The 21,072-nt window shown below is 30.0% G+C and carries 17 protein-coding genes; 1 reads left to right on the plus strand and 16 read right to left on the minus strand.

Features of this window, described 5'->3' with window-relative positions; translation table 11 throughout:
* Nucleotides 1–225 precede the first annotated feature (225 nt).
* On the plus strand, nucleotides 226–3,171 hold the full coding sequence (locus tag C661_RS0102005; protein WP_017413622.1) for a cohesin domain-containing protein: 2,946 nt from the start codon (nucleotides 226–228) through the stop codon (nucleotides 3,169–3,171).
* Nucleotides 3,172–3,222: 51 nt separating this feature from the next.
* On the opposite strand, the gene C661_RS0102010 is transcribed toward C661_RS0102005, so the two are convergent.
* The 16 genes from C661_RS0102010 to C661_RS0102085 all read right to left on the minus strand — a co-directional run bounded on the left by C661_RS0102010 (nucleotide 3,223) and on the right by C661_RS0102085 (nucleotide 20,882).
* Nucleotides 3,223–3,738, minus strand: a complete 516-nt coding sequence (locus C661_RS0102010) for a GNAT family N-acetyltransferase (RefSeq protein ID WP_017413623.1) — start codon at nucleotides 3,736–3,738, stop codon at nucleotides 3,223–3,225.
* Nucleotides 3,738–4,697, minus strand: coding sequence for a hypothetical protein (locus C661_RS0102015; protein WP_017413624.1), 960 nt, complete (start codon nucleotides 4,695–4,697; stop codon nucleotides 3,738–3,740). The genes C661_RS0102010 and C661_RS0102015 overlap by 1 nt, the downstream gene beginning before the upstream one ends.
* Entirely contained in the window at nucleotides 4,698–5,402 is a 705-nt protein-coding gene (locus C661_RS0102020) for a WbqC family protein (RefSeq protein ID WP_017413625.1), read from the minus strand.
* A gap of 15 nt (nucleotides 5,403–5,417) precedes the next feature.
* The gene (locus tag C661_RS0102025; protein ID WP_017413626.1) at nucleotides 5,418–6,887 is read right to left on the minus strand and encodes a flippase; all 1,470 of its coding nucleotides are present in this window, start codon (nucleotides 6,885–6,887) and stop codon (nucleotides 5,418–5,420) included.
* A 27-nt stretch (nucleotides 6,888–6,914) separates the two neighbouring features.
* Nucleotides 6,915–8,009 carry a DegT/DnrJ/EryC1/StrS family aminotransferase gene (locus C661_RS0102030; protein ID WP_017413627.1) on the minus strand — a complete coding sequence of 365 codons (1,095 nt, stop codon included), beginning with the start codon at nucleotides 8,007–8,009 and terminating at the stop codon, nucleotides 6,915–6,917.
* Nucleotides 8,002–9,072, minus strand: a complete 1,071-nt coding sequence (locus C661_RS22565; RefSeq protein WP_017413628.1) for a glycosyltransferase family 2 protein — start codon at nucleotides 9,070–9,072, stop codon at nucleotides 8,002–8,004. Before C661_RS22565 ends, C661_RS0102030 begins: the two co-directional genes overlap by 8 nt.
* Nucleotides 9,073–9,348: 276 nt before the next feature.
* Nucleotides 9,349–10,527: an EpsG family protein gene (locus C661_RS0102040; RefSeq protein WP_017413629.1), complete on the minus strand. Its 1,179-nt coding sequence runs from the start codon at nucleotides 10,525–10,527 to the stop codon at nucleotides 9,349–9,351.
* Nucleotides 10,528–10,607: 80 nt separating this feature from the next.
* Nucleotides 10,608–11,720: a dTDP-glucose 4,6-dehydratase gene (gene rfbB, locus C661_RS0102045; protein WP_017413630.1), complete on the minus strand. Its 1,113-nt coding sequence runs from the start codon at nucleotides 11,718–11,720 to the stop codon at nucleotides 10,608–10,610.
* 48 nt (nucleotides 11,721–11,768) lie between these two features.
* Nucleotides 11,769–12,662, minus strand: coding sequence for a glucose-1-phosphate thymidylyltransferase RfbA (gene rfbA / locus C661_RS0102050; protein WP_017413631.1), 894 nt, complete (start codon nucleotides 12,660–12,662; stop codon nucleotides 11,769–11,771).
* A 70-nt stretch (nucleotides 12,663–12,732) separates the two neighbouring features.
* Nucleotides 12,733–13,812, minus strand: a complete 1,080-nt coding sequence (locus tag C661_RS22570) for a glycosyltransferase family 4 protein (RefSeq protein WP_017413632.1) — start codon at nucleotides 13,810–13,812, stop codon at nucleotides 12,733–12,735.
* A 13-nt stretch (nucleotides 13,813–13,825) separates the two neighbouring features.
* On the minus strand, nucleotides 13,826–14,641 hold the full coding sequence (locus C661_RS0102060; protein ID WP_017413633.1) for a glycosyltransferase: 816 nt from the start codon (nucleotides 14,639–14,641) through the stop codon (nucleotides 13,826–13,828).
* Nucleotides 14,642–14,643: 2 nt separating this feature from the next.
* Nucleotides 14,644–15,765, minus strand: coding sequence for a glycosyltransferase family 4 protein (locus C661_RS0102065; protein ID WP_017413634.1), 1,122 nt, complete (start codon nucleotides 15,763–15,765; stop codon nucleotides 14,644–14,646).
* Nucleotides 15,766–15,784: 19 nt separating this feature from the next.
* Entirely contained in the window at nucleotides 15,785–16,987 is a 1,203-nt protein-coding gene (locus C661_RS0102070; protein WP_017413635.1) for a glycosyltransferase, read from the minus strand.
* Between the two features lie 153 nt (nucleotides 16,988–17,140).
* Entirely contained in the window at nucleotides 17,141–17,782 is a 642-nt protein-coding gene (locus C661_RS0102075; protein WP_017413636.1) for a sugar transferase, read from the minus strand.
* A gap of 398 nt (nucleotides 17,783–18,180) precedes the next feature.
* The gene (locus tag C661_RS0102080; RefSeq protein ID WP_017413637.1) at nucleotides 18,181–19,731 is read right to left on the minus strand and encodes an EpsG family protein; all 1,551 of its coding nucleotides are present in this window, start codon (nucleotides 19,729–19,731) and stop codon (nucleotides 18,181–18,183) included.
* Nucleotides 19,732–19,772: 41 nt separating this feature from the next.
* Nucleotides 19,773–20,882, minus strand: coding sequence for a glycosyltransferase family 4 protein (locus C661_RS0102085; protein ID WP_017413638.1), 1,110 nt, complete (start codon nucleotides 20,880–20,882; stop codon nucleotides 19,773–19,775).
* Nucleotides 20,883–21,072 lie beyond the last annotated feature (190 nt).

A 21,072-nucleotide genomic window follows, 5' to 3' on the forward strand; every position in this document is an offset into this window, starting at 1 on the left:
TTTAAGAAAACTTTTCTTAATTTTGAATCTTTTTAATTTGTTCATTGTTTATCTTAAGCTTTAGGCTTTATGGGAAAATCTTAAGGCTTATCTTCATAATCCTTTAAGCTTAAATGGGAAAAAGTATTGATAATTTTGTTAGTAACCTACTATATTGTACTTTTAATACTATTTATTACTGAAAAGATCAAAAAAATAAAAGGGGAAATTTAAGGAGGTATAAAATTGAAGAAAAAACGCCTATTATCACTGTTTATTTGTTTCTTTATGTTTTTACAATTCTTTACACCACCAAATATTGTAAAGGCAGCATCCGGTCCCACTATATCCTATTCTTTTAGCAGCAGTAGGGTAACAGCAGGACAAACATTTGATATAATAGTGAATTTATCAAATGCAACAAATTTATATGGTGCATCTTTGGATTTTAAGTATGATCCAAGCTTAATTCAAGTTGTGAGTGTTACTAAAGGGAACTTACTTCCTAATCCATTTTTTAATGTACCTACAAACAATACCGTATCTGGTGAGCTTAGCATGCTTTCAACCCTTGTAGGTAGTAACGCAGCACCTGTAAGTGGGTCTGATAGTTTATTTAGGATTACTGTTAAATCTTTAAAAGTTGGAACTGTGAACTTAAATACTACCTCATCTAATTCAGGATTATCAGTACTTGGCAGTGCAATTAGAATTAAACTTTCAAATAATAGCGGAACTCCTATTAGCTATTCTACTGAAAGTAAAAATTTAGATATTCTAAGTCCTGCACCACCACTAAATCCTGGAACCTACGATGATACAAACAGTAATGTTGCCTATGTTGGCTCTTGGATTAAAGAATATAATCCTAGTTACAATAATGGTTCCGCAATGATTTCTAATTCAAGTGGAGATTATGTAACTTTTAGATTCAATGGTACTGGGCTTAAGTGGCATTCCCTTACTGGGGTAAACATTGGCCATGCCAAGGTTACTATAGATTCTACTACATATACTTTTGATAATTACTCATCTTCCACTGCCTTTAAAAAGGTAGTTTTTGAGAAGGATGGTCTATCTCCTGGTGAGCATGTGGTAAAAATAGAGGTGACAAATGTTAAAAATTCTTCAGCTAAGGAGTATTATCAAGTTATTGATTCCTTAGAGGTTTTAAATACACCTCAACCTCAACCACTTACTGCTGGAATATATGATGAAAATAATTCAGCTATTTCTTATGTTGGCTCTTGGTTCAAAGAAGTTAACAGTGGATATAAAAATGGCTCAGCTAACGTTTCAAATTCTAGCGGCTCTTATGTAACCTTTAAATTTAATGGTACTGGGTTTAAATGGAATTCCCTTTCTGCAGCTACTCTTGGTATTGCAAAAGTAACTATTGATTCTAATACCTATAATGTGGATAGTTATTCTGCTTCTACAGCATTTAACAAGGTGACTTTTGTAAAAGATGGTCTTACTCCTGGTGTTCATACCGTTAAGATTGAAGTTACTAATACCAAAAATAATTCTTCAAGTAACTATTATCAAGTTATAGACTCTTTAGAAGTGTTGAATACTCCACCTACCCCTTCACAGGTACTAAGTCCAGGTACTTACGATAATAATAATTCAGCACTTAATTATGTTGGTTCTTGGATCAAAGAGGTTAATGGCAGCTATAAAAATGGTGATGCTCTGATCTCTAATTCTAATGGAGATTATGTGATTTTTAAATTTAATGGTACTGGGTTCAAATGGCATTCTCTTGCTGCAGCTAGCCTTGGTAATGCTAAAGTTACTATAGATTCTAATACTTATACTGTAGATAGTTATTCTTCTTCAGTAGTATTTAATAAAGTGGCTTTTGCAAAAGATGGACTTACACCTGGTGAACATACGGTTAAAATTGAAGTTACTAACACTAAAAATAGTTCATCAACTAACTATTACCAAGTTATTGATGCTATAGAGGTTTTAAACACTGCAACTACTCCTTCACAGGTTTTAAGTGCTGGTACTTATGATGATACTAACTCAGCCTTTTCCTATGTTGGCTCTTGGATTAAGGAAGTAAATGCTGGTTATAAAAATGGCTCTGCTATGATATCTAACTCTAATGGTAATTACATGACCTTTAAATTCAATGGAACTGGCTTTAAATGGATTTCTCTTTCTGCAGCTAGTCTTGGTAATGCTAAGGTTACAATAGATTCTAACACCTACACAGTGGATAATTACTCTGCTTCAACAGTATTTAATAAAGTTGCTTTTGAAAAAGACGGACTTACCCCTGGTGAACATACGGTTAAAATAGAAGTTACTAACACTAAAAACAGCTCAGCTTCTAACTACTATGAAGTTGTTGACAGTATACAGGTTTTAAATACTCCTGTTAACCCTTCAAAGGTTCTTAATGCAGGTACTTATGAAGAGAATAATTCAGCCTTTGCTTATGTTGGTAATTGGATTATAGAAAGAAATAATAACTACAGCAATGATGCATCTTTAATCTCTAATAATATTGGGGATTATATGACCTTTAAGTTTAATGGTACAGGATTTAAATGGAATTCAATTTCTGCACCTAGTCTTAGCATTGCAAAAGTAACTATTGATTCTACCACCTATACAGTGGATAACTATTCTTCATCAGTAGTATTTAACAAGGGCGTTTTTGTAAAAGACGGACTTACACCTGGTGAACATACAGTTAAAATTGAAATTGTAAACAGTAAGAATAGTTCAGCAAGTAACTATTACCAAGTTATCGATTCTATTGAGGTTTTAAATAATCCAGCTTCCAAAATATTAACGGCAGGTACTTATGAAGAAGGTCATTCAGCCTTTAATTATGTTGGTAATTGGATTAAAGAACCAGCTAGTGGCTATAGTAAGAGTTCTGCTTTAATATCGAATACTAGTGGTGATTATATGACCTTTAAATTCAATGGTACTGGTATAAGATGGGGTTCGCTTTCTGCAGCTAGTCTTGGTACTGCCAAAGTAACTATTGATTCTACAACCTATACTATTGATAATTACTCAAGCTCTACAGTGTTTAACAAAATTGCTTTAGAAAAGTTAAGCTTATCTCCTGGAGAACACACTGTTAAAATTGAAGTTACTAATAGTAAGAATGCTGCCTCAAGTAATCTATATCAAGTAATTGATTATATTGAAATTATAAACTAAAAAAATCTACTCAAAGGTTTATTCCTTTGAGTAGATTTTTAACTTTACTATCTATATATTAAATTCTTCTTTTAACAAGCTCATTTGTATTAAGTCCTTATACTGCCCACCTTTATAAACAGCTTTTCTTAAAACTCCTTCTTGTTTAAATCCAACTTTTTTATACATATTTATTGCTCTTTCATTGCTAACTAATACAGATAAATATATTCTCTCCAAGTTTAAATTCAAAAAACCATGCTTTATCATTTCCCTTACTGCTAGGGTTCCAACTCCTTTGTTTTGACAATCTTTTTTCCCTATCATTATGTGTAACTCTGCATTGCTATTTAAATAATCTATAGAAGTTAGGCTTATAAGTCCCACAACTTCATGGCTTTCCCTTAAACAAACAGAACATCTTACTTGATTGTTTCTATTTCTCATATAACCTTGGAACCATTCTTTATCTGTTTCTAAATTAATGTATCTAAAATTTGCTCCAAGTAAGTCAACTATGTCATGGTCATTTCTCCATGTATTTATTGCCTCTAAATCGCTTTCCTTAAGCTCTCTTAAATATATCATTATACATTTCTCCTCACTAAACTAACTATATAGTCCATGTGCTCTGTAGTATATCTTTGATCAATTGGTATAGGAAGTAGATACTTTACTAATTTTTCTTCGAATTCATTAATATTATCTCTTGTTAGAACCTCTTGCCAATAGGTTGGAATATATATCTTATGCTTAATTAATTCAGCCTTAATGCTTTCATTTTCAATTAAGAGTGGATATACCATGGGTCCATGAACCTTTGAACTATGGATCCTTAATCTATTAATGGTATAAAGTTTTTCATGTATATAATTAAAGTTATGATTTCTTATGCTTTTTACTTTATCATAATCTATGCTTTGTAATACTCTCTCTGTAAACTTTGACATCTTCATCGTACTACAATGATCTAAGTAAATTTCATTGTCTTTAAATAGATTATATGCCTCTCCTGCGCCCTTCTCTATTCTTTTTAATAGATACCCTGCCCTATTATGAGATTCATCAAATATTAGAGTATCCTCCAGCTCCAGGTCCCCATATAGATAGCCCCCATCGCTTACTCCAAAAAATTTTCTTGGGGAATAAACATAATAAACACTTCTATCTATATCTTTATAAAAAAAAGCCTGAGTATTATCAATAATAATATTTTTATAGGAATCTATTAGTTTTTTTACATTATGATCATTTACACCAAAATAGTTCACATATAATAAATACTCCTTGTCCCTTAATACTATTTCATTCTCTGGTAAGAAGTCTTCATTTATATTATAAAACTTTATTTCTATATTAAGCTTCATACACTGCTCAACTATACTATCACATATATAATATGGTAGGTGCAAAGCTACGCAATTTGTGTGCTTTAAAATCTCTTTTATGCAGAATCTTGCTGAGTTTAGTTTTAAAGCACCCTTATGATATTCATTCTTTTTCTCTAATTCTAATTCGAAGTATCCACCTATTTCTTTACCTTTCATTTATAAAACCTCATAATTATTCAAGAAATTTTTAATAGTTTCTTTGGAGTTAAACATAATTACATCAATTATTGATAAATTTGGTACAAAGTCCTTATGGAATTGCTCATATATAAATTCCTTAGGTTTAATAAAAAGCAAAGAAACTCCCTCTTTGCTGAAATTTTCCCTTGAGTATAATTCTGTACCACCGTAAGAATTAATATAAATATCTCCTCGGAGCAATTTAACAATATTAATTACTTTTTCCTCGCTTTTTAAAGAGTTATTTTTTTCTAGACTTGAGGAAATTATAAATTCTGTAGTTATATCTAAGTAATTACATATAAGCTTTAAACTATTTATTATGAACTTAGAAATATCTTGTTTTTTATCATATTGGAATATATGTTTTAACAGCTCCATCCCTTCATTAAAATAGGGTGCTTTTTTATAGGTTAATTCAAAGCCTTTAAGTAACTTATTAAAATCATATTCAGCATTATCAATAAAATATCTTTCGTTGATATTTAGTTCATAGCTATCTTTTTTGATATTTAGTACAAAATTCTTAGCCTCACCATTTATAAGCATCCTATTTCTATTAATCCACCCACTTTTAATAAATTGCACATCATCATAGATGACAAACTTATCTACTGCATTTATCAATTGAAAGTAGCCTATGTAAGGCAAAAAATATGGTTGCATTATTCCAATTTTCATGATGTCTATCCCTCTCTAAGCTTTTCTAAATTTACTTTTAATTTTTATTAGAAAACTATTAATCAATGCTATAACGAATTGATCTTTTAAAACTATAATTGATCCTAAATAAACTATAGGAGCAATGATTAAAGACAGTAATAAGCTAATAATTAGACTTTCAAAAGCATATTTTAGTATTGCAACTGAAATTCCCATAAAGAAAACAGCCAAAACATACTTAAAGGCAGATTTGGTAATATATTTTATATTTAAGTTTTTATAATTTTTTATAATTATATAAGTACCAATAAAAGTCCCGCTTCCCTCAGTTAATACAGCAGCTATTGATGCTCCCATGGAATCCAATCTAGGAACTAACAGAAAGTTTAAGCCTAAGCTTATTATAGCAGCTAATATCTGTAAATGAAGCCCACGCTTCTCTTCTCCCATGGGAAGTAGTATCTGATTAAACTGCCAGGTGCCTAAAGCTATAATAAAAATTAAGATTGATAAAATAGCTAAGGATAAACTTCCCCCAACAAACTCCATTCCCCCAAAAAGATACATTATTTCTTTTGAAAGAGATAAAATGCCTACTACACAAGGTAGCGAAATTAGGTAAATATAGTTTATGGAAGTCTGAAGCAACCTTTTGTACTCTTCAAAGTTGTTATCATATAAATATGCTGCCTTTGGTATTAATACTGTAGTCAGCGCAGTTGTTAAGGATAATCCAATATTGGTAACTTGTCTGCCTCTAACATAGTAGGCAAGTTCCTTTGCCCCGGAAAGGGTTCCTAATATAACTTGATCTAGTTGAACATAAACACTTATAACTAAGCTAGAGAAAAAGAATACCTTTAATTCTGATAAATACTTCTTAAAGTCCACTTTGTGCTTAGTCCAAGTGACGTATTTTTTTGAATGTACATAATTTAATATATTATTGAAAGCCGTTGCAAATATAGTTATTAAAGCATAAGCAACATAGTCATTTTTTCCTTTTACAATTGCAAATAATAATACTATGGATATTATCTTGAAAATAATGCTTCTAATTGTTATAAATCCATACTCCTCTATTCCTTGGTAGAACCAATCAATTGTAAATATGTTTAAAACAATTAATATGATCATAACTAAGTATAAGGTAAGCTCTGCTTTGAAATTTGGTATAGAAAATATAATTACTGTATAGATTCCTATTATTAATATTGTAAAAATAATTTTTATAATTATTAAATCCCAAAATGCAACGGACAATTTATCCCTGTCATTTCTATTTCTAGCAATTTCTCTTATACCATAAGTAGGTATTCCAAAGCTTGCAAGCAACACTAGCCAATTTGATATTGCAAAGGCATAATTGACTTTACCAATATTAGTAGCACCTAAGGTTGCTGAAATATAGGGAGATGTTATTAAAGGAAAAAGCAGATTAGAAGCCGTAAGGATTAGATTATAAATATAGTTTAATTTTACAGATTTATTGTTATTCAACATTAGTTAGTTTTTCTCCTTATTTTTTAGCTATATGCTATTATGGCTAATCACACCTTTTATAATATTGCATATACGGGTTATATCCTCTTCTCTTAAAGAATCATACATAGGTAAGCATAAAATTCTTTTGGAAATGTCATTTGATACTGGCATATACTCCCTATGCTTCAAGTAATTCAAAGTATCTAAGGAAGGATAGAAGTATCTTCTTGGATTTATTCCATTATTATTGAGCTCAGACTTTACTTTTAATAGTACTTCTTCAGATTGAAATATTACTGGAAAATAAGCATAGTTTTGAGTACTTTCCTCATTTCCCTTTTGAAATTCAAGTGTTTTCATGTGCTGTAAATTTTCTATGTACCAGTCATAGGCTCTTTTTCTACCATTTTTTATTTTCTGTAAATCATCTAAAACACATAATCCCATAGCTGCTTGAAATTCATTCATTTTGCAGTTTATGCCTAAAAACTCTATGTCTTCTGGTCCACTTAACCCGAAGTTGATTATTTTTTTAGCTTTGTTATAATGCTCCTCACTGTTAAAAATTATTGCCCCACCTTCAATTGTGTGAAATAACTTTGTGCTATGAAAGCTTAAGGTCGAAGCATCTCCATAATTTAATATACTTTTCCCTTTGTAACTTACATCAAAGGTATGTGCCGCATCATATACAACCTTTAAATTATTTTCTTTGGCAATAGCTTGTATCTTATCTATATCGCAAGCGTTTCCAAAAACATGTACCGGTAAAATAGCTGAGGTATTAGGATTTATTTTTTCGGTGATATTATTTGGATCCAAGCAAAGTGTTTCCTTATTGATGTCAGCAAATCTAGGCTTTAGTCCTTCCCATACAAGAGTACTTGTGGTTGCTACAAAAGAAAATGGAGTGGTAATTACCTCTCCTGTTAATCCTAATACTCTGTAGGCAATTTGAAGAGCTACGGTACCATTGGACACTAACAATATATGCTTAACGCCTAGGTATTCCCTTAATCTTTTCTCTAGTTCCTGAGCTATTGGCCCATTATTAGTTAACCAACAATTGTCATATATTTTATCTACATAACCTTGATACTTTTCCTTATCTGGTAAATAGCTTTTTGTTACATTAATCATTGTTAAAAACTCCTACTTTTTTGAAAATTTTATAAAAGAATTCTTTTATAATAAATCGTTTTTCACAAGTTTCTAAGGTTGAAAAGTTTTTTTGAAACTGCCTAAGGTTTAGCTTAGTTAATGGATATATGCAATAGTCCGCCTTTTGTTTCAGCACAATATTGCTTATTTCATTGCTATACTTATAGTTAAAAAACTTATTTATACCTTCCCATACTCTTAGGGTATCTTGATGTCTTAATTCTTCCTTTTGAGATGAAAAAGATAAGCCATTTTTAATGTTTATATATCTATAGTTTGAGAAAGAATAAGGCAGGTATTTCATTTTTCCCTGGCTGCATATTAAAAATTTCAGTTGTAAATCACATATCATCTTTGCAGTTGTTAGAATTTCCTTATGTTTCTCATCTATCCTATCTTCTATAAAAAAATTTTTAAATAGAATTGATTGTATGTGCATAACAACCTTTGTATTATCTTTATTTATTAATCTAAATAGTTCACACACATCTACTATCTCATGATTTTTCATATTTCTTATGGTTGTATTGTTGGGATAGTTATCTGTTGTAATTCCATCTTCATCAATTTGATCAACTAAATGAAAAACCGATGAATACTCTTTGTTTTCCTCTAAGAAATCCACCATTGTTTGAAGCTTCCTATCATTTGTCCAATAATCATCACCTTCAAATAGTATCATGTATTTACCTTTTCCTCTTTTTATAACATCATACAGATTTTTAGTTGGTCCTAAGTTTTCTTCTCTATTATAAACTCTTATAATAGTTTCATGTTTCTGGCAATAACTATTTAAAATTTCCTCTGTATCATCCGTGGAACAATCGTTGCCAATAACTATTTCAAAAGGAAAGTTTACTTTTTGCATTAAAATACTGTCCAAACACTGTTTTATGTACTTACCATGATTGTATGTAATTAAGACTACGCTTACCATGGGTTCCATATGATTATACATTGCTTCACATCCTTGTTTATAAAAACCTTCTGCAATAATTTGCTGTAAATTATATTGGATTGTTATTAAAGTTATTTTTAGCATAGCTAAATAAAAGATTCATGTCAATATATTACCCCTATGTAGCAAAATTATCTATTTTTAGTTAAATTGTAAATAAGTGAATTTTCAAAGCCTGAAAGCAAATAAAAAGAGCTATAACTTTTGAATATATAGCTCCTTTTATCACATATATAACTGTCTTAGTGTACTAATTCATGGAAGGAACTTTAAACCCCCAATAATATTTTCTTTGACTTTCTTTGAGTTATTATAAAGGCTTATAACCCATCGAACTCTTGCAAAACTTTTCCAATCAACTTAACGACTTATTTTTCCACTTTTAAAGTGTTTCTGTAAAATTTTAAAATAATAATCTTTTTCTTTGTACTCCCATATTTTTTCTTTATTAAATACAGTTGGATAAGGATATCTTACAAAATTCACCGTTTCAAAATACTTACCCTCACCTGTAAAAGCATTTAAAGTCTTAATTAGCAATACTAGTGTTATTGCCATGGAAATACCCCATAATTGTAATGCTTTAAACTTTTTAGAGCCTTTCGATAGCCCTATAATTATATTAGGAATTAAGACTATTTCAAAGATTTTAAAGTATAAGGATATCCTAGAGGATATGGTCATACTTTTTATAGTTAAAATATAAAGTACAAAACCTAGTATATATAGCTTTTTAAATAAAGTTGTAGTTTTATCTTCCTCTATACCACTGGAAAAAAAGAGTATTAAGAATAAAAAAGTAGTTTTGTTAGCCAAAGCTAAGAAAGAAATTGGCATTTCACCCCAATAACCTAATATTTTGTTAGATATAAAGCCTGGAAGCAATTGTATTATAGTTAAATCTAGCTTTGTGATTATAACTAGGAACATAACTCCTATTACTGCCACATAAAGCTTGTAAGAAACTTTGTATTTATTTAAAGGTATAATTAATAATGTAATCAACATAGAAGAATGTATTGTTGCAGTAATTAGCACCAATAAAATAAAATGCTTTAGCTTTCCTCTATTATATAAGTCTAACCCTAAGCCAACAAAGATAGCAATAGCTAATCCTTGCCTCATGCCACTAAATACATATACTAAATAGTAAAGCACATAAAATAAGGTTAGTGAAGTTATTGGCATTTTAGAATATTTTTTTATAAATCTATATATTAATAACATTGATATCAAAGCAATTGTTCCAGCAAAAAACTCAAAACTTAATCTAAAAGTTCTGAAGATAGAATACATAAAGGTAAATCCAATTTCTCCATGTACATCTAAACCAAATACAGTTAAAAATTTATCTATATGTGGTGTCATATAATAATTGTACATATACCCAAAATAGTCTGTACCTTGACCGTATCTAAAAACTGCTATTAGAGTAATAAAACAAAATGTTATATTAAAATTAAAGTATTTGTAATACTTACCTTTATATTCACAATAAGAGAGGTAACACAAGCCTAGAAATACTAATATGTAAAACATTATAATCTCCTTCACCCAAGTTCTTAAATAAAAACCCCTAAATAATTTCCAAACTAATTTAGGAGCTTTATAGACTAACTTTACTTTATGATATTTTGTCTAGCTTCATTATACATTTTATCATAATACTGTTGGTAATTTCCACTAGTAACTCCGTTAACCCATTGTTGATTTTTTAAGTACCACTTTATTGTTTTTATTATTCCATCTTCAAACTTTGTTTCAGGATACCAGCCTAATTCACTTGTAATCTTACTTGGGTCAATAGCATATCTTCTATCATGCCCTTTTCTATCCTTAACGTATTTTATAAGATTCTCATTAATATTTCCAACTTCAGTCTTTAGTACTTCCCTATACTTAATTTCTTTACTTGTTAGCTCTGCCATTATATCTATTATAATTTTTACAATTTCTATATTTTGCTTTTCATTATGCCCACCAACATTATAAATTTCACCTAAAGTTCCTTTGTTAATTACAATATCAATTGCTTTACAGTGATCCTCAACATATAACCAATCCCGTACATTCTTTCCATCACCGTAAACAGGTAGCGTTTTTCCTTCAATTATATTTTTAATAATTAATGGTATTAGCTTTTCTGGAAAATGATATGGCCCATAATTATTAGAACATCTAGTAATATTTGCAGGAAACTTATAGGTATCAATGTATGCTTTCACAATTAAATCAGCACTTGTTTTTGATGCAGAATAAGGTGATCTTGGATCCAGAGGAGTTTCTTCTGTGAAGTATCCTGTATCCCCTAAACTTCCATAAACCTCATCTGTTGATACTTGAAGATATTTAACTCCTACCTTGTATTCATCCTCACCTATAAGCCAAGCTTTTTTAGAAACTTCCAAAAGATTTTGAGTACCAAGTATATTTGTTTTCAAAAAAATTTCAGGGCTTTCAATAGATCTATCTACATGAGATTCAGCAGCAAAATTTATAACATAATCTATATTATTCTTCGTAAAAATGTATTCTACAAGTTCTCTATTGCAAATGTCGCCCTTTATAAATTCTATCTTGTCTAGTTCATTTTCTAAAGTTTGAAGATTACCTGCATAAGTAAGCTTATCAAGTACTATTATTTTTGCACTTAGCCCATATTTTTTTATTAGGTATTTTACAAAATTAGCTCCTATGAATCCAGCTCCACCTGTAATTAAGTAGGTTTTCATTCCCAATCCTCCCCTTAACTTATTTAACTATTTATATCTGTTTTAACTCTATTTTTTTTGAAGATGTGATGTATCTATAGTAACGGATATTTCCATTAAATACTTACCATAATTTGTTTTTAATAATGGTTTTGCCAGCTCTTGCAACTTTGCTTTATCTATCCAGCCATTTCTATAAGAAATTTCTTCAAGACATGCTATGTATGTACCTTGATTGGTTTGAACTGCCTCAACAAAGTTAGCTGCTTTTAACATGGATTCATGAGTTCCTGTATCCAACCAAGCCATTCCTCTACCCAATATAGACACCTTAAGCGTTCCTTCTTCTAAATATAGTCTATTTAAATCAGTTATTTCTAACTCTCCTCTTAGGGATGGTTTCAGCTTTTTTGCCTTCTCTACTACACTATTATCGTAAAAGTATAATCCCGGTATAGCATAATGAGATTTAGGACTTTCTGGCTTTTCCTCTAAGGACAGGACATTCCAGTTGTTGTCAAATTCAACTACTCCAAAGTCTTTAGGATTTTTCACATAATACCCAAATACTGTGGCTCCTTCCTCTAAAGAGGCCGCTTGCCTTACACTTATAGATAGTCCTTGCCCCCAAAATATATTATCACCTAAAATCATGGCAACATTATCATTACCAATAAATTCTTCTCCAATAATAAACGCTTCAGCTAAACCATTTGGCTCTTTTTGGATTGCATAATCTATGCTTAATCCTAAGTCTGACCCATCTTCAAATAATTCTTTAAAGTCATCTATATCTCTTTCAGTTGATATTACTAGTATTTCTTTTATTCCAGCAAGCATTAAAACCGAAAGAGGGTAATATATCATTGGTTTATCATATATAGGAACTATCTGTTTAGAAATAGATTTGGTTACAGGATACAGCCTCGTACCTGATCCCCCTGCTAATATAATTCCTTTCATAATTAACCTCCTATTTAAGTTAGAGATACTATTTAGTATCTCTAACTTTCTATATACATAAGCTAAAGTGCTACTGCCTACCCTTAGCTTCAAATAACTGTTTCCATTTCATTACAATATTTTCTATGTTATATTTTTCTCTATTATTAAATGCATTAATGCTCATTTTTTCTCTCAAATCCATATTTTCAATGAGTAAACTCATTTTCTCGGATAAGTCACATATGTCATTTTGCTTTACAAGTAACCCATCAATACCATCTTCTATAATTTCTCTAGGCCCTGTTCTAGTGTCAAAACTTACAGCAGGTAATCCGTAAAGCTTTGCTTCTAACAAAACCATAGGAAAGCATTCTGACTGTGAAGTTAGTACAATAAATGCTGCTTCTCCATACTTTTCTTCCACTTTATCAGTAAAGCCTGTAAACATAATATTATCTTCTATTCTTAATACCTTAGCTAAGGCTTTTAAGTTTTCCTTTTCTGGACCATCACCTACTATTTCTAATTGCCAAGAAGGGTGTTTTTTCAAACATAGGGCAAAGGCTTCCACTAAGTAGTTTAGTGATTTTTCTTTACTAAGCCTTCCTACACTAATGATTTTTTTTCCTTTACATTCACACCTGTTATTTGTTTCTATTACTAAAGGATTAGGAATAACAACTACATTATCTAAGTATTTCTCATATATGGCTTTATCTCTTTCAGTAAGCATAACTAGGGCATCTAAATTTTTGTACACTATTCGCTTTATTCCTCTTCTTGCCCTTGAATCATAGTAATACTGTCCATGTTCTCCACCAATTATTTTACCTTTCAATTTATGTTTTAAAAGGCTTAAGCATATATTGTTCTCAGAATGGAAAGCTAAACAATAATCATAATTGAGTCTAGAGAGGGTTTTATGTATTACTTTACACCTATTTATAAAATTAGAAACTCGATTTGAAGAGGTTTCCATGAACCCCATATGAATTACTTTAACCTCTGTGTCTAGTTCAATCATTGTTTTCTTATTTTCTTTTGTATATATCGAGAGAATTGTTACATTGTATTTCAACATTCTAGAAAGATAGTTTGCTAAAATTATATTTATTTTTTCAACACCACCAATGTTATTTATGTTATTGGTCAGCATTATAATATTCATTGTTCTCTCCTTATTATCCTCTTAAGAATTTCCTGTAGATATAACTTCTCAAGTTGTTTGGAACAACTCTTACTATGGTCCTTTTAGTTACATTGGAAATAAACTTTGGTAAGCTTATAAATCCCATATTTAAGAACTCTTTTTGTAATCTCACTTCATTTTTAACGTATTTTAAGCCACCTCTTCTTTGATACATCTCACTTCCTGCTCTTGCATATACAAGGGGCTCAGGTATATTCATAATTTTTTTGTTATTATTTATTAGTCTAACCCATAAGTAATAATCCTCATTCCATAAAAAGGATTTATAATTTCCTACGGAAATTATTGAACTCTTTTTATACATAACTGTCATATGATTTAAAGGATTTCTAGCTTTAGCAAAGGCATTAACCTCCTCCACAGTTACTGGTACTTTTCTTAGGGCAATAATATTATTAATATTGTCTTCAAACTCTGAAATATAAGACCCTACTAAATCTACCTCTGGATGTTTGGCTAAAAATTTTATTTGCTTTTCGAATCTATCTGGAACGCATATATCATCTGTATCCATACGCGCTATTATCTCATTTGAACAGCTATTAACACCTATTCTTAAGGCTTCACCAAGTCCAACATTCTTTTCTAAGGTTATTATTTTAAACAACCCATAATTGCTTGTATCATAATCATTAATAATTTTATCAAGTTCTTTAGTAAGCTTTCCATCTTTAACTAGTACGATTTCGGAAGGCTTTACTGTTTGATTTATTATACTGTCTATGGCTCCTTTTAAATACTCTGGTTTCTCTTTAAAGTAAACTGAACATAATACAGAGAACTTCATGATTATCTGTCCTCCAAACTTAAAATATTTCTATATACTTTTGTGTATTTATTACTCATAACTTCAGAGCTAAAGTTTAGCTCTAAATGTTGCCTTACTTTCAAACTAATAGAACTTAAATCAGCCTTAGAAATGCTATTAATTATATTGCTTAACTCTTCAGTGTCACCTAGCTTAAATATATGTGATATAGCTGGATTATTACCTACTAATTCTTTATGGGGTTCAATGTCTGATAATATCAACATTAGCCCACTGGCCATAGCTTCTAACACTGCCATTGGGAGCCCTTCTGCCTTTGATGCAGAAATAAAAACATCAGCTGCCTTTAAATACTCATGCACATTATTTACCTTACCTGTTAATATAACAGATTGAAGATTTGTAGCTTTGCATTGTTCAAATAAAGGTCCTTCTCCAACTAGAACCAATTGCATTTCATCTTTTACTTTGCTTTCATTAAATCCTTTTAATACTGCTAGAGGATCTTTTCTATCAATTAAAGCTCCTACTGATACTATAGTTAATTTCTCTGTAGCTAAACCTAGCTTCTTCTTAAGAGCCAACTTCTCTTCCTTTATAGCTACAGAATATTTATCTTTATCTATCCCATTTTGAACTACATCTACTTTAATATTGTGTTGTTTAAGCTTATTTTCAATAAACTGTGAACAAGCTATAGGATTATCCAATTTTAAAATTGCCTTTAAATGACGTCTAGCCATATATGTACCTATAACTTTACCATACTGCATTGTATAATCATAAGGAGCATAGTTATGTATGGTGTTAACTCTTTTGTACCCCATTAAGTACCTTACACTTAGCAAGTCAGCTCTGTAGCCATGCGAATGTATGATATAAGGATTCATAGCTTCAACTATTTCCTTAAGCCTTTTCCCCATATTTAATAACAATTGCAATCTAGACATACCTATAGATGTTACTTTTACACCTAGCTTAATAAATTCTTCATATCGCGAGTCCTTTGGCTCAGGTGATAAAGTCAATATTTCTATATGAAAAAATTTCATATCAATATTTTTAACCATCTCATATAGAACATTAACTGGACCACATCTTTCTAGTGTAGAAATAATATACAACACTCTAATTTTATCCATATTTACCTCTTCATTGATTCTATAACTTCTGTGAGTCCTTGAGATTTATAGCATCCACAACTTTACTATAAAAGAAATTAAACTTTGATTCCCAACTGTTACTTATACTTAAGTTATAGATCTTTTGCTTTGCAAGTTCTAAATTCCTGCTATCTATTTCTATTACATTTCTTAATTGACTACTAAATTCTTCTTTATTTTCAGCTAAATAAACAGCATCACTAAACTGAACTACCTCTCTTAAATAAGTAGAAACCACTGGTATACCTTGAATTCCATATTCAAACAACTTAGTTGGCGAAACTCCATCTGTATAGGAATTTACTAGGTAAGGTATTATTCCTACATGAAAATATTGAATGTAGTTATTAAGCTCCTCATAGCTCTTTCTTCCTACAAATAAAACATTAGGATAGGTTTTTAATCTTTCTGCTGAACTAACTATGATATTTCCCACAAATACAAAATTATAATTTGGATTATTTTTTATTACAAATTCTACAAGCTCATAATCTATAGAACTATGCAACGCTCCAATATAACCCACTATAGGGCCTTCTAACTTTTCCATTTCCTCTACAGGTTGTGGTTTTATATTATTTCTTTCTAAGCTTACACCCTGGCAAAAGTAATTTATTTCAGCAACTTCTTTATAATCCTCACAAGTAGCCCTAGAATCTGCAAAGATTACATCACTTTTTCTTACCAGCTCTTCCTCAAACCTTATTGCATATTGAGGAATCTCTGAATTAGCTTTTCTTCTTTGAGCAATATCTGTAATCACCAACTTTGGCTTTAAGTAATCTATTATGTCTAGTATGGTGTCTGTTGAATAAGCTGAAAGCACAATAACCCTATCACTATTCTTGTTAGTTACACCATTTCTTTTTAAAACTTTCTTCATAAGAAGTTTATTGATTGCTCTAACAGAATTAACGTTATGATAAGGTATTAGCCAAGGTATTCTTACAAACTTCATGTTGGAAGTTGTTGGATTTTTTGATTCAAAGTTTTTTTCATTAGGCTTAAGTCTATTTTTTAGCTTTTGGCTTAAAGCCCCTAACCCATGATTTATATATCCTATGCTTGGGAATATATAAACCTTTCCATTTATACATTTCGAAAATCTATATATTAACTCATGCTGTCTTTCCCAATTGTGGTTCCAACCAACTGAAGGAAACACTAATATGATTTTATCATCAAATATATTATTGTCCATTTAATTCGCATCCTTTAAACACATTTGTTTCATAGCTAATCGTTAAAAATGCACTTTACCTAAGACACTTAACCGGGTATATCATTAAAACTCAACTAACCTATATATTTTTAGTTAATAATGAACTATTATTTATATAAAATGTTAAATTTCTTACCTAGCCCCTTCACCAGTAAATATAACTGAAAATGTCTTTAAAATTATAATTATATCTAGATAAAGACTTCTCTTTTCAATATATATTAAATCCCACATCAACTTTTCCTTTGCTGATATATCATACCCTCCATTTACCTGAGCCAAACCTGTAAGTCCTGGTTTTATTTGTACTCTTTGCCTGAAGTTAGGGATTGTCTTTTCAAACTCTCTTATAAATACTTCTCTTTCTGGCCTAGGACCAACAATACTCATGTCACCCTTTAAAACATTAAATAGCTGCGGAAGCTCATCTATTCGTGTTTTTCTTATAAATTTACCAATCTTTGTTACCCTACTATCCTCTTTATCTGCCCATTGCGGACCGTTTTTTTCTGCATCTAAATACATAGACCTAATCTTAAGAATATTAAATTCCTTACTTTTTCTTCCCGCTCTCTCCTGTTTAAAAATTGGATTACCTGGAGATTCTACAATAACTAAAATGCAAGTAATAAAAATAATGGGTGCAGCTAAAATTATACCCATAATTGACACAATAATATCTAACAATCTTTTTAGAAACTCATATAGCTTTTTTTCATGAAGAGTTTCATTTGTGCTATAATAACGTTCTTGCTCTATTCGTAAGTCTTCCAATTAAACTCTCCTCCTTAATCCACTATCTATCAAGTTTAACACTATTTTATCACATTAAACACGTTTTTATCTTAAACCTTATTTTTTAATATCACTTGTAAGCAAATATACCTTTGCGATTGTCTATATTTTCATCTATATATTATAATATATTTGATGAATTATGTAAAACCTTATCGTAAGAAAAAATATAATATTATTTTTTTATTAATTTTGTTAATTTTAATAAAATCTCAATATAATTATTCTTTTTAGTTAACATTTTATGTGCTTTCAAGTTGGAATATTAATTTTTTCCTGTTTGTATTATTTCTCAATCATAGAAAATAATACAAACTATGAATTCTTATAATTGTTCATAGAAAAAACTACTCAAAGCAACCTTTGAGTAGTTTTTTCTATTCTAAAATTTCAATTGAGTCAACAACTTGGAAGTTTTGTTTTGCTAACGCATTTTTCTTATTTGTAACTTTAATTTCTACAACGTGTTTTCCATAAGGTAAATCAAGCTTTTCGAAAACTACCTTATTGAATTCTAATGTAGACGAATAGTTATCAACTGTATAGGTTTTATCATCTATGGTTACTTCTGCAATTCCACAGTTTATACCCGAAACTGAGTGCCACCTAAAGCCAGTTCCATTAAACTTAAAGGTCATAGTATCATTGTTAGAATTTGACATTAATGCATAACCTTTATAATAATTTGAATGAAAATCATCTATCCACGAGTTTCCAGAGTATATTTCCGGATCATTCCATTTGTATAATCCAGGCTTTAGAATTCCCATGGGCATATACTCCATCATACGATGAAAGTTTTTAGGTTTATCTCTATAGGTCCAAATATTCTCTTTATCAAAAATAGTAATATATGGATAACTATAAAATTTTACAGAACTATTGTAACTACCCTCATAAACAAAAGCTGATAAGTTTTTTACAAGAAGACCTAACATAAGAATAATAGTTACAAAGAAAAGCATTATGGTTTTTTTGTAATACCCCTGATTTTTTAATAACATAACAATGTTAGGTATAATTATTATCTCAAATACTTTCATATAAACAGAAATCCTAGATGAGATAACAGAACTCTTAATTGTCAAAATATACAATATAAAGCTAATTATATATATCCTTTTCATCATGTTAGTATCATTATCTAATTCAATTTTTGAAGAAAAATATAAAATTAGTAGTAATACAATTAACCTATTGCCAATAGCAAGTAATGGAATACTCATTTGCCCCCAATATACTACTATTCTACTACTTAGAAATTGTGGAAGTAATCCTATGATTTTAACGTCTAGTCCCGTGGCCATAACTAATAATGCCACCGCAATAAAAGCTCCCCAAAGCTTCTTAGATATATTAAGCTCAAATATTGGAATTAGCAATAGCACTATAAGTATTGATGAGTGCATAGTTGCCGCTATCAATACCACTATTATAAATCTTATATATTTTCTATCCTTTAAGAATGGAATACCCAAGGCCAAAAATAACGCCATGGCAATCCCCTGTCTTATAGCACTGAATACATATATTAAATAATACAATGCAAAGAAAATTGTAAGAGACATAATAGGCATCTTTGAATAATCTCTAATAAATTTATATATAAGTGTCATTATAACTATTGCTATGATAGCTATAAAAATTTCAAATCTTACATCCAAGGTTTTAAATATAGAACAAAGAAATAAATACGTTGGCTCAACACGGTATTCAAAAGCAGCAACTTCACTAAATCTTGATATTGGTGGTACCACAGAATATATATCCAAATAAGCAAAGTAATCTGATCCCTGTCCAAATCTTATTATAGAAATTATAGTGAGTATTACTGACAAAATTTTAAAGGTTAAGTACTTAAAATACTTTCCTTTATATTCAAAATAGGACAATAAACTTAGAATTAAGAATACTATTATGTAAAACATTATTGTCTCCTTTACTTTTATTTACCTTTTAAAGAAGTATTTTATTTACGACTTATAATACTATACAATCTATTAACAAAACTTTCACAACTATATTTTTCTATAGAATTTTTGTAATTGTATTCTATGAATTTTTCTAAATCCCTCTTACACTGAATGATAGCATTTTTTAAGTTGTCTGAATCCTGAGGCTTACATGCTACCCCATTTTTTTCTCCCTCAAATATATCTCCTATGCCTCCTTGATAAGTGGTTATTACAGCTCCACCCATAGTCATAGCTTCTAGTATTGAGATAGGTTGACCTTCATTTGGATAGAAAGTAGGCAATGCAAAAATTTCTGCCTTTAATAGTAGTTCTCTCTTTTTATTTCCTTTGACTATTCCATGATAAGTGAGTTTATCCTCTAATTTTGCAAAATACTCTTTCACCTCAGGCTCTATATCATTTTCTATACTTCCTGCAACATCTATATGAAAATCATAGCCATCTTCTTTTAATTTAACACAGGCTTCTAGAAGTTCAATTATTCCCTTAGTTTTCATTAAATTACTTAAATATATTATATTAGCAGTTTTATTTTCCTTTGCTTTCTGTTCTTTTTCCTTCAGCTCATTTTCTGTAATAACAAATTCAGGTTGCACTCCATTTTCACATACGAATACCTTATCTGAAGGAACAATGCCATCTAACATAGTTCTTAGGGATTCCCCTAAAACAATTACGCCATTGCACATATTAAAGTAATTTGCAATTTTTTGCTGTTTTTCCTTTGAGAGTTCATCATACATTTTTCTAACAAACCCTCCATGGAAATGAATATAACATGGTACTTTTAACAGCTTCGCAGTACTTATGAAAGGAACATACTTCATAAACCCAATGTAGCTCTGAGCTGGAGTTATGTATACTACATCATACTTATTAAAAATAATGCCTTTTACACCCTTTGAAATTGGTGAAAGACTTTTTATTACCTTTTTAATATCAAATTTTCCTTGTGAAGATAGCTTGTTAAATTTCTTATCTGTATCACTATCAATAAAGTCTACGTGATGACCGTTTGCCCTAAGACCATTCAAGATCATTTCATTTGCTATAGTTTGTCCGGTTATAGGATCTGGAAAAGGTCCTATCATTAATATTTTCATAAAATCACTCCCGAAATTATTATAAAAGATTATGTGTAAAAGTATTTATAGGAAACCAAAGTAAAAACTTAACTCATACTAATACCGCCTTGTTTTCCTTAGGGCTTTTGGTATTGAATAAATTAAATTTTAACTATGGAAGCCTATAGATCACTACTTATTAAATATACCTAACTATATTGCTTAGTTT

The sequence above is a fragment of the Clostridium tunisiense TJ genome (genome assembly GCF_000300195.1).
GTDB classification, from domain to species: domain Bacteria; phylum Bacillota; class Clostridia; order Clostridiales; family Clostridiaceae; genus Clostridium_J; species Clostridium_J tunisiense.